Source organism: Plesiomonas sp. ZOR0011 (genome assembly GCF_000800945.1).
Classification (GTDB): Bacteria; Pseudomonadota; Gammaproteobacteria; order Enterobacterales; family CAMTGL01; genus Plesiomonas; species Plesiomonas shigelloides.
The window spans coordinates 1-13940 of the sequence record NZ_JRKB01000002.1 but is presented as its reverse complement, the minus strand read 5'-3'; the positions used below and the strand labels follow the sequence as shown (position 1 = coordinate 13940).

Annotated in this window: 16 protein-coding genes and 2 pseudogenes; 7 read left to right on the top strand and 11 right to left on the bottom strand. The window is 57.5% G+C overall.

Annotated features, from left to right (window positions below):
* A partial coding sequence (locus L975_RS00095; RefSeq protein ID WP_047706564.1) for a relaxase/mobilization nuclease domain-containing protein occupies nucleotides 1-626 on the bottom strand: 626 nt, incomplete at its 3' end.
* Entirely contained in the window at nucleotides 616-927 is a 312-nt protein-coding gene (locus L975_RS00090) for a ribbon-helix-helix protein, CopG family (protein ID WP_009873356.1), read from the bottom strand. The genes L975_RS00095 and L975_RS00090, both read right to left, overlap by 11 nt.
* A gap of 315 nt (nucleotides 928-1242) precedes the next feature.
* Here L975_RS00090 and L975_RS00085 point away from each other — a divergent pair, with 315 nt between their 5' ends.
* From L975_RS00085 to L975_RS00070, 4 genes are read left to right on the top strand one after another with little or no spacing between them, the layout of a single operon-like run.
* Nucleotides 1243-1599 carry a protein mobC gene (locus tag L975_RS00085; RefSeq protein ID WP_047706562.1) on the top strand — a complete coding sequence of 119 codons (357 nt, stop codon included), beginning with the start codon at nucleotides 1243-1245 and terminating at the stop codon, nucleotides 1597-1599.
* A 12-nt stretch (nucleotides 1600-1611) separates the two neighbouring features.
* Nucleotides 1612-2295, top strand: a complete 684-nt coding sequence (locus L975_RS00080; RefSeq protein WP_009873358.1) for a protein mobD — start codon at nucleotides 1612-1614, stop codon at nucleotides 2293-2295.
* Nucleotides 2288-2926, top strand: coding sequence for a DUF6753 family protein (locus L975_RS00075; RefSeq protein WP_009873359.1), 639 nt, complete (start codon nucleotides 2288-2290; stop codon nucleotides 2924-2926). The genes L975_RS00080 and L975_RS00075 overlap by 8 nt, the downstream gene beginning before the upstream one ends.
* Nucleotides 2923-3675 carry a hypothetical protein gene (locus L975_RS00070; protein ID WP_009873360.1) on the top strand — a complete coding sequence of 251 codons (753 nt, stop codon included), beginning with the start codon at nucleotides 2923-2925 and terminating at the stop codon, nucleotides 3673-3675. Before L975_RS00075 ends, L975_RS00070 begins: the two co-directional genes overlap by 4 nt.
* Nucleotides 3676-4336: 661 nt before the next feature.
* Here L975_RS00070 and L975_RS17860 read toward each other — a convergent pair.
* Nucleotides 4337-4633, bottom strand: a pseudogene (locus L975_RS17860) (hypothetical protein); the annotation flags it as partial.
* Between the two features lie 268 nt (nucleotides 4634-4901).
* Between L975_RS17860 and L975_RS18695 the strand changes: the two are divergent.
* Nucleotides 4902-4991: pseudogene (locus L975_RS18695) on the top strand (type VI secretion protein); the annotation flags it as partial.
* A 91-nt stretch (nucleotides 4992-5082) separates the two neighbouring features.
* Here L975_RS18695 and tet(A) read toward each other — a convergent pair.
* Nucleotides 5083-6273: a tetracycline efflux MFS transporter Tet(A) gene (tet(A), locus tag L975_RS00055; RefSeq protein WP_047706567.1), complete on the bottom strand. Its 1191-nt coding sequence runs from the start codon at nucleotides 6271-6273 to the stop codon at nucleotides 5083-5085.
* Nucleotides 6274-6378: 105 nt separating this feature from the next.
* On the opposite strand from tet(A), the gene tetR reads away from it, so the two are divergent.
* Nucleotides 6379-7014, top strand: a complete 636-nt coding sequence (gene tetR / locus L975_RS00050) for a tetracycline resistance transcriptional repressor TetR (protein ID WP_047706566.1) — start codon at nucleotides 6379-6381, stop codon at nucleotides 7012-7014.
* A 22-nt stretch (nucleotides 7015-7036) separates the two neighbouring features.
* Here the strand turns inward: tetR and tnpA are convergent, their stop codons facing one another.
* A complete protein-coding gene (gene tnpA, locus L975_RS00045) occupies nucleotides 7037-7492 on the bottom strand; it encodes an IS200/IS605 family transposase (protein ID WP_009873365.1) in 456 nt (151 codons plus the stop codon).
* A gap of 76 nt (nucleotides 7493-7568) precedes the next feature.
* Here tnpA and L975_RS00040 point away from each other — a divergent pair, with 76 nt between their 5' ends.
* Entirely contained in the window at nucleotides 7569-8948 is a 1380-nt protein-coding gene (locus tag L975_RS00040; RefSeq protein ID WP_009873366.1) for an RNA-guided endonuclease TnpB family protein, read from the top strand.
* A gap of 52 nt (nucleotides 8949-9000) precedes the next feature.
* Here the strand turns inward: L975_RS00040 and repC are convergent, their stop codons facing one another.
* The 6 genes from repC to L975_RS00010 all read right to left on the bottom strand — a co-directional run.
* Nucleotides 9001-9993, bottom strand: coding sequence for a replication protein C, IncQ-type (gene repC / locus L975_RS00035; RefSeq protein WP_009873351.1), 993 nt, complete (start codon nucleotides 9991-9993; stop codon nucleotides 9001-9003).
* A complete protein-coding gene (locus L975_RS00030; protein WP_009873352.1) occupies nucleotides 9974-10852 on the bottom strand; it encodes a helicase RepA family protein in 879 nt (292 codons plus the stop codon). The genes repC and L975_RS00030 overlap by 20 nt, the downstream gene beginning before the upstream one ends.
* 28 nt (nucleotides 10853-10880) lie before the next feature.
* Nucleotides 10881-11207 carry a hypothetical protein gene (locus L975_RS00025; protein ID WP_009873353.1) on the bottom strand — a complete coding sequence of 109 codons (327 nt, stop codon included), beginning with the start codon at nucleotides 11205-11207 and terminating at the stop codon, nucleotides 10881-10883.
* A complete protein-coding gene (locus tag L975_RS00020; RefSeq protein WP_009873354.1) occupies nucleotides 11204-11530 on the bottom strand; it encodes a type II toxin-antitoxin system PemK/MazF family toxin in 327 nt (108 codons plus the stop codon). Before L975_RS00020 ends, L975_RS00025 begins: the two co-directional genes overlap by 4 nt.
* A complete protein-coding gene (locus L975_RS00015) occupies nucleotides 11527-11751 on the bottom strand; it encodes an antitoxin MazE family protein (protein WP_043149934.1) in 225 nt (74 codons plus the stop codon). Before L975_RS00015 ends, L975_RS00020 begins: the two co-directional genes overlap by 4 nt.
* Before the next feature lie 66 nt (nucleotides 11752-11817).
* Nucleotides 11818-13940: DNA-primase RepB domain-containing protein (locus L975_RS00010; protein WP_047706554.1), on the bottom strand; the 2123-nt coding region annotated here is incomplete at its 5' end.

The window sequence follows — 13940 nt, the reverse complement described above, 5'->3', positions numbered from 1 at the left end:
GCGATGCGGTGGGCTGACTTCTCCCCGGTGCGGTTCTCCATGTCCCGCTTCTTCTGGTCGGGCTGGCGTGGCTTTTCCGGGTCGTATGGCGCTCGGCCTAGCTCCCCGTTCTCCAACACCTGATAGCGCCCGTTTTGCTCACGCTGCCAGCCTTGGGCGTGCTCAATCCGTGCAATGGCTTTGTGTGCCAGTTCAATATCAAATCCACGGTTCTTCTCAACAATCTTGAGCGTTTCGGGATGCACCCGATTGATGACGATGTGCAGGTGGATATTGTCCGTGTCGGAATGAAGGCCATAGATGGCTTGGTGGTCTTTCCACCCAAGCTCATCCATGAAGATGCTAACCGCTTCCTCTACTTGCTCCGGGCTTGGCTGTTCGCCTTCGCGCCAACTCAAGACGTAGTGATTGATGGTGTCCTTGCTGCGCACGGCTTCTTGTGAGAGTGCAATCATCTCTGCCGTCTGGCTCTTGGGGTCGTCCATCATGAAACCCCGCGCCCCGGCATACAGACACTTTTCCTGCGGACTCTCCGACTCCGGCGAACGGACATAGCTGGTAAGCTGGCCGATGCGCTGCGCCTTGCTCGCGGACTTCTTCGGATTCGGAACCTTCTTAACGATCATCGTTTAGCTTCCTGAAGTAGTCCTTGAGCGCAACAAGCGCCCCGGCTGTTTCCTTGCTGTAAACGCCTCCGCTCTCGTTGTGGATGTGCTTCAGCAATCCACCGATGCGCCGCAGCTCCTTGAGCATCACGGCGTCGGCGTTGGCAATGATCGGCCTGCCGAAGTAGCGGCGGCGGACAAGCTCGGACATGCTCAACCCGGCAAGGTCGGCGTCCTCTTTCAATCTGGCCTTCTCCGCTGCGGTCAGCCGCACATTGATAACGGCGTCCAGCGGTTCCGGCCCCTGCGTTTCAAATGGCATCATGTCTCCTTCTCGCCGGGGGCGGGGGCGGGGGCGGGGTGTGTCTTGGACAGTAAGAAGCGAAAGCGCCGCACTGTCCGGGGTCAAGGGGCTTGCCCCTTGCAGGATGAGCCAGACCGTGAGAAGCGAAGCGCCGAATGGGCAGGCGGGGATTGGCAGGAACATGCGTAGCATGTGTATGACAATCCGCATCCTGTATTGCTCAACCACTCTACTATCATATCAGCAGTTTAGGTGCACGGGACGCACTTTGCAACAAGCATAAAAGGCGCTATGCTGTCAACTCCGCAACCAGTGAGCAAAGGAGTTAGCAGAATGAAATACACAACAGAGCAGCTAGAGGCTATCGCTTCAAAGCTTCGTGAGATGCCGCCAGTCGAAAAGAAGAAGCAGGAGCACAGCAAGCAAGAGGCCGTGCGCGTGCTATCCAAAGAGATTGCCGCTTTGCAAAAGCGTGGATACACGCTTGACCAGATTTCCGAGACGCTGCGCGGCGAAGGTCTGAGCATCGCAACCCCAACGCTCAAGAGCTACTTGCAGAGAGCAAAGCCAGCGAAAAAAGCCCCGGTGCAAGCACCGGGAGACACACCCCCGCCCCTCCCCGCCGATAAGAAGCCTGCGGATACATCGAAGGCGACATTCACCCCGAAACCTGACAGCGACGACATTTAAGGAGTAAGCAACATGGCGAAAAGCATTTACCTGATCGGTGGCAGCAAGGGCGGCGTTGGCAAGTCGCTTGTTACGATGGCAACGGTTGATTACCTGCAAGAGCGCGGCGAAAGCGTCTTGCTGATTGAGTCTGACACCTCTAACCCGGACGTATGGAAAGCCTATAAAGAAAGCACGGAAACGGAGCTTATCAATCTGGATGAGGCGGACGGATGGATTCAGCTAGTGAACCTGTGCGATAGCAAGCCGGATAGCGTCGTGGTAATCAACACGGCAGCACGGAATAACAAGGGCGTGAGCGCCTACGGTGAAACACTGAATAGCACGCTTGAAGAACTCAAGCGCAAGCTGGTCACGCTGTGGGTGATTAACCGCCAACGGGATAGCCTCGAACTGCTAAAGGAATACATGGACGCAATTCCGAATGCGGATGTTCATGTGGTACGCAATGGACACTTCGGGGAAGAAAAGAAGTTCGAGCTTTACAACGGCTCCAAGCTGCGCACGGCGGTAGAGGAACGCGGCGGGAAATCGGTGACATTCCCGGACATGGCCGACCGTGTGAGCGATGACATTTACAGCAAGCGCATGAGCATTGCGGTAGCACTCAAGGAACTGCCCATTGGCAACCGTGCGGAGCTTACGCGGTGGCGCAACGAGGCCAAAAAGGTATTGGAGGCCGTAGTCCATGAGTGACCTAGACGACAGCTTTGCAAAGCTGCTCGGCAGGCAACCTAGTGACGCGGAGCGGCAAAGTCTTTACCGGGTTCGGGATGCGCTCGGCCTGAAAAACAATGATGCGCTGTGGCTGGTGCTCATGGCCTTGCAACACTACCAAGGCCAGTATGAGAAGTTCCCGCAAGCGATAGCACAAGCGGCCAAAGATACCTTGGTCAATTTCAAGGTAACGGCGGATGCAACCGTGAAAGCATCAGCGGAAGCAGCCAAGGCGGATTTGGCGCAAGCGGTAGCAGCAGCAGCGCAAGAGGTCGCGCACAACACATCGGCAAAGCAGATGTGGCAGTGGGCGGCGGGCTGCATCGCGGTGGCCTTCCTGTGCGTCGGCCTGTTCGGCTGGTACATGCACAGCAGCGGCAAGGATTCGGGCTATCAGGCCGGATACGGCGCGGGATACACCGAAGCCAAGGACGAGAAAGCGGCGGCGGCATGGGCCAACACGCCAGAGGGGCGCTTGGCCTACCGCTTCGCGCAAACGGGAAGCCTCGCCAGCTTGGCGAAGTGCGATAGGCCGGGGTGGTACGTCGAAAAAGGCGTGTGCTACGTCAAGCCCGCATCGGATGGCACCTACGGATGGAGGTTGCCATGAGAATCAAGATCAAAGGAGAAATCACGGCAGAACGCCTAGCGGAAGCACTGCACGCAGCAGCAGAAAAATACGAAGCTGTGAGGCCGGGGCACAAGGTCTATGGGGCCAATCTCTACCTAACCGCCTTCGATGCTGATGGTCTGCCGTTCGATCTGGTAGACCATCGCGGCGAACCGCTTTCGATCACCATCGAGGCCAAGTCTGGCGAACTGGTAAAACCAGCACTCACAGCAGAGGGTGAAGCACACCGACAGAAAGCCAAAGAGGAAGCACGAAGGCAAGCTGAAGAAGCGGAAGCTGAAGCACAGCGCAGACACAGGCAAACCTTAGACGAATACGAACAGGAGCGGCAAAAACGACGGAAAAAGGAAGCCGAAGCAAGAAAGCAATTTGAGGACGCGAACGCAATCACTGCCGAACTCTTGAAAACCATGCCGGAACGCTTCATCGACGAACTGAACAAAACCGTGCAAGGCGTTTGGGACGACCTCAAGCCAACCGAAACGCAAGGCAAGAAGAAGGGCCAGCCGAAAGCGCTACCAGTCTTTTCCATCCATGCGGACGGGCTGGTGCTTTCCGTCGAGACATGGAAGAACCCGCGCCGGGTTCTCAATCCGCTTTGCACACTCCAGCACGGCGAAATAGCCCCATTCTGGATGCACGAAGCGTGGTTAGAAGCCATGAGGCGGATAGTCGATCTGCTGGATACGCTCACCGCAGCCCCGGCAGAGGCCCTAGAAAGCCAGTAGAGGCGTTTTCGCCTGCAAGGAAGGGGGTAGCGGCGGGGCGGGGGCGGGGGTGTGTCTGCAAGGGCTTTAGCCCGCGCAGGGCGAAGCCCGAAGGCAAGGCTTCAGACGACGCCTAAAGCGGCGGCTGAAAGCCGCGCATGGTAGAAGTTCTTTAGAACTTCTTAGACCGGAATTTTGGAAAAACGCGAAAACTCAGTACTGACAAGGGTTTGCGGGCGTTTTTGTGGCTTGTCAGGTTACCACCTGCGCCGGGGGTGGTTACCACCTGCGCCGGGGGTGGTTACCACCTGCGCCGGGGGTGGTTACCACCTGCGCCGGGGGCTTGAATTAAATTAGATAAATCTCTTATTGATAGACAAACACACTACACTTAATACCCATTATGTTAAAAACGACAGGATTCATGAAAATCATCAGAATTGTGCAGGATGGTTCACCTATCGATTAGATATGGGGTCTGAAGGCCAATAGAACGAAAACGTACGTTAGTGAAGTAACTGTCTGATATATCGAAACATAATGTACATTGGAAAACGCCATCAAAACGGTGTCTTTTTAATCGAAAATTGGCACTTAACGGACTTTCTTGTCTACTAATCGATTTTTCAGACGATAATTTTCCTCTTACCGTACGTTTTCGTACGGTTGGACCTCAAACCCCTTTGAGCGTGGCAAGCTGCACAAAGGGATAGGGCGGCACCAGAGAAAAATCACTCAGGGTCAATGCCAGCGCTTCGTTAATACAGATGTAGGTGTTCCACAGGGTAGCCAGCAGCATCCTGCGATGCAGATCCGGAACATAATGGTGCAGGGCGCTGACTTCCGGTGCCAGCAGATATTTTGGCAGTTTGCCTTGGATCAGAGCCATCTGACGCAGGGCTAGTGCAGCCGGATAGTCAATAGCTACCGGCAGCGGTGCGGACTGTTGTAACTCAGAATAAGAAATGAGGCCGCTCATGGCGTTGACTCTCAGTCATAGTATCGTGGTATCACCGGTTGGTTCCACTCTCTGTTGCGGGCAACTTCAGCAGCACGTAGGGGACTTCCGCGTTTCCAGACTTTACGAAACACGGAAACCGAAGACCATTCATGTTGTTGCTCAGGTCGCAGACGTTTTGCAGCAGCAGTCGCTTCACGTTCGCTCGCGTATCGGTGATTCATTCTGCTAACCAGTAAGGCAACCCCGCCAGCCTAGCCGGGTCCTCAACGACAGGAGCACGATCATGCGCACCCGTGGCCAGGACCCAACGCTGCCCGAGATGCGCCGCGTGCGGCTGCTGGAGATGGCGGACGCGATGGATATGTTCTGCCAAGGGTTGGTTTGCGCATTCACAGTTCTCCGCAAGAATTGATTGGCTCCAATTCTTGGAGTGGTGAATCCGTTAGCGAGGTGCCGCCGGCTTCCATTCAGGTCGAGGTGGCCCGGCTCCATGCACCGCGACGCAGCGCCGGCAGGCAGAGCAAGTAGAGGGCAGCGCCTGCAATCCATGCCCACCCGTTCCACGTTGTTATAGAAGCCGCATAGATCGCCGTGAAGAGGAGGGGTCCGACGATCGAGGTCAGGCTGGTGAGCGCCGCCAGTGAGCCTTGCAGCTGCCCCTGACGTTCCTCATCCACCTGCCTGGACAACATTGCTTGCAGCGCCGGCATTCCGATGCCACCCGAAGCAAGCAGGACCATGATCGGGAACGCCATCCATCCCCGTGTCGCGAAGGCAAGCAGGATGTAGCCTGTGCCGTCGGCAATCATTCCGAGCATGAGTGCCCGCCTTTCGCCGAGCCGGGCGGCTACAGGGCCGGTGATCATTGCCTGGGCGAGTGAATGCAGAATGCCAAATGCGGCAAGCGAAATGCCGATCGTGGTCGCGTCCCAGTGAAAGCGATCCTCGCCGAAAATGACCCAAAGCGCGGCCGGCACCTGTCCGACAAGTTGCATGATGAAGAAGACCGCCATCAGGGCGGCGACGACGGTCATGCCCCGGGCCCACCGGAACGAAGCGAGCGGGTTGAGAGCCTCCCGGCGTAACGGCCGGCGTTCGCCTTTGTGCGACTCCGGCAAAAGGAAACAGCCCGTCAGGAAATTGAGGCCGTTCAAGGCTGCCGCGGCGAAGAACGGAGCGTGGGGGGAGAAACCGCCCATCAGCCCACCGAGCACAGGTCCCGCGACCATCCCGAACCCGAAACAGGCGCTCATGAAGCCGAAGTGCCGCGCGCGCTCATCGCCATCAGTGATATCGGCAATATAAGCGCCGGCTACCGCCCCAGTCGCCCCGGTGATGCCGGCCACGATCCGCCCGATATAGAGAACCCAAAGGAAAGGCGCCGTCGCCATGATGGCGTAGTCGACAGCAGCGCCGGCCAGCGAGACGAGCAAGACCGGCCGCCGCCCGAAACGATCCGACAGCGCGCCCAGCACAGGTGCGCAGGCAAATTGCATCAACGCATACAGCGCCAGCAGAATGCCATAGTGGGCGGTGACGTCGTTCGAGTGAACCAGATCGCGCAGGAGGCCCGGCAGCACCGGCATAATCAGGCCGATGCCGACAGCGTCGAGCGCGACAGTGCTCAGAATTACGATCAGGGGTCTGTTGGGTTTCACGTCTGGCCTCCGGACCAGCCTCCGCTGGTCCGATTGAACGCGCGGATTCTTTATCACTGATAAGTTGGTGGACATATTATGTTTATCAGTGATAAAGTGTCAAGCATGACAAAGTTGCAGCCGAATACAGTGATCCGTGCCGCCCTGGACCTGTTGAACGAGGTCGGCGTAGACGGTCTGACGACACGCAAACTGGCGGAACGGTTGGGGGTTCAGCAGCCGGCGCTTTACTGGCACTTCAGGAACAAGCGGGCGCTGCTCGACGCACTGGCCGAAGCCATGCTGGCGGAGAATCATACGCATTCGGTGCCGAGAGCCGACGACGACTGGCGCTCATTTCTGATCGGGAATGCCCGCAGCTTCAGGCAGGCGCTGCTCGCCTACCGCGATGGCGCGCGCATCCATGCCGGCACGCGACCGGGCGCACCGCAGATGGAAACGGCCGACGCGCAGCTTCGCTTCCTCTGCGAGGCGGGTTTTTCGGCCGGGGACGCCGTCAATGCGCTGATGACAATCAGCTACTTCACCGTCGGCGCTGTTCTTGAGCAGCAAGCTAGCGAGGCAGACGCCGAGGAGCGGGGCGAAGATCAGTTGACCACCTCAGCGTCTACGATGCCGGCGCGCCTACAGAGCGCGATGAAAATCGTCTACGAAGGCGGTCCGGACGCGGCATTCGAGCGAGGCCTGGCTCTCATCATCGGCGGTCTTGAACGGAGTGCTTGCGCAATCTCGCTCCTTTAGGGGCGAGTCAAGCAAGTGGTTTCTACTCTTTTCTTTGCTTCAACGCTTGTGATGTCTTCATGGCTTTTTCGCTGGGCGGTTCGTTCTGGTTGTTGATGTACTCCCGAACAACATCGAGGGCAACCCCTCCGCAAGAAACCACACAGTAGCTTGGCGACCAGAAATGGTTGCCCCAAAGCATTGTTTTTACCCTATCCCAATACTCTCGCCGGATCATGTAAGACGATTTACCTTTTAACTTGCTGACTAAATTTGAGATTGCCAATTTTGGATGTACGGACACCATCATATGGATGTGATCGTCCTCTCCACCAAACTCCAGTAGCTCACAATCCATCTGCTCACAAGTCTCTTTCATTATTGCCTCAGTCCGTTCAAGCATTTCTTTGGTAAAAACACCACGACGATACTTTGTAACAAAGACTAGATGAACGTTGTTTTTAAAAATGCAGCTTCTACCTGTTCTCCAATCGTACATTATAACCACATGCTAGATTGACAAAGTTTAAGTAAGTGTAATAATTTCAGGTGTAAATAGCAAATAAACGGACATCATGTTAACTGGCATCAAGCTACGCGCTAACCCGACATCTCACCAAAAACTGATCTTGAGTCAGTGGATGGGGTGCGCTCGTAGTATCTGGAATGCCAAGGTAGAAGAAGAGCGTTATTACCGAACCTATGCCCGTAAATATTGCACCATCGGAACTTACGCGCCCATCGACCAGACCACTTCACAATTCAAATCCAAAGAGCTTTCTCCGTGGCTAAGTGAATGCCCTAGTCAAATCTTGCGTAATAGCGCGGTTAACTGGTATCAAACTTATCAGAAATTCATGAGCGGGAAATGCGGCAGGCCAAAGCGAAAACCTAAAACGGACAAAGGAAGCATTTATCTTACCCGTGAAGTGTTCCGTTTCGACCATTGCGATGACGGCAACGTGCGCCTGTTTATTGGGACAAAGACCAACAATATCGGTTATCTGTCCTTTAAGGCACATGGCAAATTTGAGATCCCAAACTCGCTTTATGTGAGAAAAGAGCGCGGCCACTATTATGTGTCATTCTGCTATGAGCAAGGACAGCCTGATCGCAAACTAAGTACCAATGAAGAGCACTTAGCTTTTCTGCAAGGGGCGACCAGAGAATATCTGGAAGAGCACACCATGGGTGTTGACCGAGGCGTGGCGATCCCCGTTTGTGCTGGCGAACAAACCTATGATTTCACCCATAGCCAGAAAAAGAACATGAGCAAAGCAGACCGCTATATCAAGCGATTGCAGCGCAAACTGGCAAGGCAGCAAAAAGGCTCTAACCGCAGAGCCAAGACCAAGCATCGAATTGCGGTTCATCATGCTAAAAAGGCTAACATACGAAATGATTTTGCGCATAAGACCAGTCGGTTATTGGTTGATAGCAGCGCCAAAATCATTGTGTTTGAGGCGTTACGAACCGCAAGGATGACGAGAAGGCCGAAAGCAAAACAGGATGAACAAGGTCGATTCATATCAAATAAAGCCAAGCAGAAAGCAGGACTGAATAAGTCTATTCTTAATGTGGGCTGGCATGTGATCGAGACTTACACCTACTACAAGGCTTATTCATCCAGCAAAGCGGTATTTAAAATACCCGCACCAACAACCAGTCAGGAGTGCGCAAAATGCGGTCACACTCATCCCGACAATCGCAAAACACAAGCCCTGTTTGTTTGCGGTAATTGTGGAAATACTGACAATGCAGATCACAATGCATCACTGGTTATCAAGAAGCGGGCAATTAACTTAATTTTGGACACTGGAACGGTGTTATCTGGCGATGGGGTTCTGCGAACTCAGTCGGATAGTGGACGTGGAGGCAATCGTAAGACTGGCCGAGCCAAAAGCTCAACCAGCAGTGCTCAACGAAGCGTCAAAAAAGAAAAGCTGGCCGCTTAGGTTAGTTTGGAAGCTCGACCGCTTTAGCAGCGAGTAGTTCACCAGGTGCGGCTCAGTCCGGCGTCCAGTCCTGCGGGTCGAACAAATCTGGTTCTTGCATTGGCGGCTGGCTCATGAGGTCGTGGTATTCGCTGGGGCGCATGTCGTGCTCACCCTCAAGGAACGGCAGTTCCTTGGGACGACTTACCAGCACAAGCCCGCTGCTGGTCTGGTCGATGGCCCATCCCATACCGCCTTGCAGTCCGCGTGTGCGGTCTGAGATTTCGTCTAAAGCATCGCGTAGTTGACCCCGCCTGACTGATCGAACCTTCGTTGATGCTTCTTCCCACGCCGCCTTGCCCCATACGTGGGGCGCTAGCGTGTCGATGTGCGCCCCGTTGCCATTGCCAAGCGAACGGCCAAGCCGGATGTTTGAGCACAGCCAACAGTGCAGCAGCTTGGCGGCTTCACTCTCCAGCTCGTTGCGCTCGAAAAGCGAAACCTTGACGTGTTGCTCTCGAAAAACCGCCCCGGTCAGGCGCGGATTGACGGCAACAAAGATTTCCCCAGTCTTGTGATTGAACCGACTCGAAAGGAGATTGCAGCGGTAATCCCAGCCGGTAGCGTGATTGATTTCCCGTATCTGCGCGTTACCCATTCGGTTCAGGCTTTCCTTGATTCTGGCAAGTGCCGCCCCGCTTTCTGGGTCGTCATATCCAGCATCAATCAGCAGGCTGCGCAAACTGGTTTTCTTGGTTTTCAGCGGCCTTCCATCATCGTTGTCAAAGTCCAAAGCAAGGCGCAATTGCTGGCCTATTTCGCCGGGTGGTTTTGCCTCGATCATCAAGCCGTCAATGCCAAGCTGGGCGCTTACTGCAAGCAAGATTGATTGGTCATCAGCTCCAAGCTGCTCGAACCCTTGAAAGCTGATTTCACTATCGCCGAAGCGGCGCGGCGGCACATACAGTCGCCCGCGCTTCTTCCCCTTCGTGGGGACGAAAAGCCCGTCAAACACATGAGCGGGATCGAATTTGGCATAGGCCGGTTTAATACGCTGCTGAGTCATAGCCCTTGCCCCCCTTGTTGCCGCTCTCACGCTTGATCTCCTGTAGCTCTACCGGCAGCAACACCCCGCCGGTGTGTCGCTGATACCAGCGGTCTAGCGGGGTCGCGTCGTAGTTCTGCTTACTCACGCCAAAGCGGACAAAAAGGCCGCGCCGCTCGTTGCCGATGGGCGCACGATCAAAGCCCCGGTCGCTCAGGCGCTCGGCTTCCTGCTCCGTCATCTTGGCGACATAGCCGCACCATCTGGCGTTGTCGATCAGGGCAGACGCGCCCCGCGCTGCCTGCTGCTGGTCGGTCTGGCCGTCGCGGGCGCTGCCCTTGTTGACGTGGTGCAGGTACAGGACAGCCGCCCCGGTGGTTGCCGCGATGTGTTCCAACACGGAAACAAGGTGGGCCATGTCGCCGTTGCTGTTCTCGTCGAGGCTGTGAATGCGGCTCAATGTGTCCAGCACAATCAGCCGCGCCCCTGCGCTGTAGTCGATGACGCGGCGCAAGTGCGCCTCGTCCATCACGTTCAACCGCTTGCCCATGATCGGCTCAAGCATCAGGTTCTCAGCGATGGCTTCGCGGGCCGACTGGTTGAGGTGCTGGCCGATGGCGTGGACACGCCGCACAAGGGCGGGCTGTGGATCTTCGCCAGCGAGATAGACCACGCGCCCGGTGTGCGCCGGGGCCAGTCCTACAAGGTCGCCGCCTGCCACACTGCAAGCGATTGACATGGCCGCTTCAAGAGCAAAAAAGCTCTTGCCAGTTGCGCCAGGTGCAACAAGTGCGCCCACGGTTCCGGCCAAGAATCCGGGCCAGATGAAATCAAGTTCTGGCGGCTCATTGGTGAAGGCCGCCATAATGTCTAAAGCCATGCTGTTCTCCTGTGTAGAACGGTTATGGTTAGGCGCTGCCGGGTGTTCCCGCACCCTGCCGCGCCGCTTCTGCCTTCGCCTTGGCGGCATAGCCCGCTTCCAGACTGGCGGCATCGGTCGGCGTGTCGCCGTCGATGGGCAGGCCAGAAGCGAACATGAGCGCATCACGTAGGGCAATCTCTGCTTGCCCGTACTGGCGTCCCTGAAAGGCGCTGTGGCCTTCCGTGCCGGTGTCCCGCACGGTGCGCCCGCCGTCGATGATGCGCCACTCGTACCAAGCGTTTTCCGGCTCGCCGTAGACCTCGATCATCGCGCCCAAGGAATCCGGGGCGGGAATGGTGTAGATCGTTTTCATTTCGCAATCCCCAAGAACACGGCCAAGCAACGCTCAACCTCAAGCAGTGCGTCCGCGTCGATGCGCCCGAAAGCTGGCCCTACCTTGCTGCGCAGCACCGTCATCGCCTTGTCGACCATCACCTGCGATGGCTTCTGCAAACCGTTCTCTGCGCTCGGCTGAACCGTGACGCGCAGCAACGGCGCGGCATTAAGTGTGCTGGTGACAGGCAGCACGGTAACGCTGCCGTGCTCGCTGAACTGGTTGGCCTGAACCACAAGCGCAGGCCGTGGCTTGCCAAAGTCGCCCTGCATGGCGATGGTCACAAGGTCGCCGCGCATCATTCCGTCCAGCCGTCCACGTCTGCCAAGGCTTCATCCATGAACTGCTGCATGGCGGTGTCGGCGCTGTCGGCCTGAGCCACAAGCAGGCATTGGCGGCGGCACTCCTCCGCGAAGTCGGGGCGGCGCGTATCCGGCACCCAGATTTGAACCGGACGAAGCCCCGCCATGCGTAATGCATCGCGATGCTTCTGAACCCGCTGATTAACGTGTGCTGTTGCCATTTCCAAGCCTCCAATTAAGTTACATGCAACATTGTACGCACCTCGCAAGTTACATGCAACAGGTATTTAAAGACTCATCCCCGGCGAGTTATCGCGCTCGATCTTCTGCGCCTTGGCCTGCTCCTGCTGGCGTACAGGCTCGCGCCCTTCCAGCTTCTCCCACTGCTGGCGGTACTTCCCAAGCTCGGCGGCTTGGCGGTCGCCTGCGGCGCTGTAGGCATAGCGGGCGGTGCGCTGCGCGTAGTCGTTCCAGTCGCGGCCCTCGTCCTTCTGCCGGGTGGCCGGGGCGCACTGGCGGATAGCGCCCTCGATGGCGGCTTGATCGTGGCCGGTGACGCGCATACGCACGGCAATCATGGAATCCAAGCGGGACAAGTCCACCTCGCCGCCACGCTGCCGCTTGAGCACGTCGCGATAATGCCGCTGGTAGGCGTCGATCGCGCTGCCGCTGGCCGCTGCAAGCTCCAAGGCGGGCTTGGCTTTGCTGCGCTCGGGCTGCTGCGCCTTCAAGGCCGCTTGCCGCTGATACTCGGCGTCGATCTGGCTGGACAAGGCCAGCGCCTTGATGCACTCCCGGCGCTCGGCCTTGAGCAAGCGCACCTCGGGATAGCTGCCGTCCTCCCGCTGGTGCTTGGGCTTGCGGTTCTCGTAGCCGGGTGCACGGTGCGGGTGGATGGCTCCCGATAGCTTCGGGTCGCCGTATTCACGGTTCAGGGCATCGCTCAGCCGGTTGCCCACGTCCTTATCGTGGGCCGTCCCCAGCTTCGGCACGGTGATGATGGCCTGATAGTTGCCGGGGCTGGATTCAAGCACGGCGGCGGGCTGGTAGCCGTCGCGGATAAGCCGCTCCAGCTTCTCCCGGTTCATGTCGTCGATGAGGATGTGATGCTTCTTGTCCGATAGCGGCGTGTAGTAGAGGTTTTCGCCCCGGCGCTGTAGGCGCTGCATCTCCGGCGTGCGCTGCTCGATCTCCTGCGGTGTGAAGCCCCGCGTGATGCCGTCCTTCTTGTCGAGGATGAAGGTTTGCTTGCTGCCGTCCTCGCGCATCTTGATAGACGTTACCCGGTAACGCTCTGCGCCTACCGCTTCCGCGTACCGCTCGAACTGCTTTAGCTGCTCCGATTTCATCGCCTGCACCCTTTCCTGCTGTATCCGCTGCCGCTCCTGCTGGATGCTCTCCTGAAGCTCTGGATTTGTGATCTTGAAGCCGTGCTCTGCTGCTAACTTCCCGCACATGGCCTTGTATTCGTCGTTCCCCATCACGGTGAAGCTGCCCCACTTCTGCGCCGATAGCTGTAACGCGGCAAGCGTGCTGTCCCGGTTGCGCCAGTCGTGAATATCGATGCTTTTGCCCTTGTCCACGAAAGACACACCCCCGCCCCGCCCCGCTTCTTCCTTCCGGCTGTAATGCACCTGCTGGCCCACGATTTCAGGCTGATAGGCGCGAATGTCTCGCGGCGTCGGCGGCTCGCTGCGGTCGCCCTCGATGCGCTGCGGCTCGCTGGCCCGGTGTCGCCACTGCTCGGCAAGCTCCGGGCTTTTCTGCATCCGCTGCCACTGCTCCAGGTCGGGATAGGGTCGGAACCGCTGCCGGTGCTGCTCGCGCTCCTTCTGGTGCTTCTCCTTCAAGGCCGCTTTCTCTGCGGCCTGCTCGGCGGCAATCACGCTGCGCATGGCGTTGAGCACTTCGCCCTTGCCTTTCCAGTTTCCGCGCATGAGTTCATCGCGGCGGGCCTTCTGCTGCTCGGCAAGTTGCTTGCGCTCCTGCTCCTGCCGCTTGTCCTGTGCCAGCTTGTCCGCGTTCTTCTCGGCGTAGTGTGCCTTGCGCCCGGTGATGTAGTCCTTCCATCCCGGCACGTCTGGCTTGATCGGCTCCGGCTCGCGCGGCGCTACCTGCTGACGCTGCGGCGCTGGCTGGTATTCACCTAGCCGCTTCTGCATCTTGGCAAGGCTGGCGTTGCGGTCTACATCGCTGGCCTTCACGCCAACATCCCCGACAAACACGGTCGCCCCGCTGCCGGTCTTTTCGTAGCGCATCCCCTTGGCTGCTAACTCGCGGTGCAACTGCTCCCACGTCTGCGCCTGCTTGATGATGGCTGCGCCGTCCTCGATGGCGATGCGGTGGGCTGACTTCTCCCCGGTGCGGTTCTCCATGTCCCGCTTCTTCTGGTCGGGCTGGCGTGGCTTTT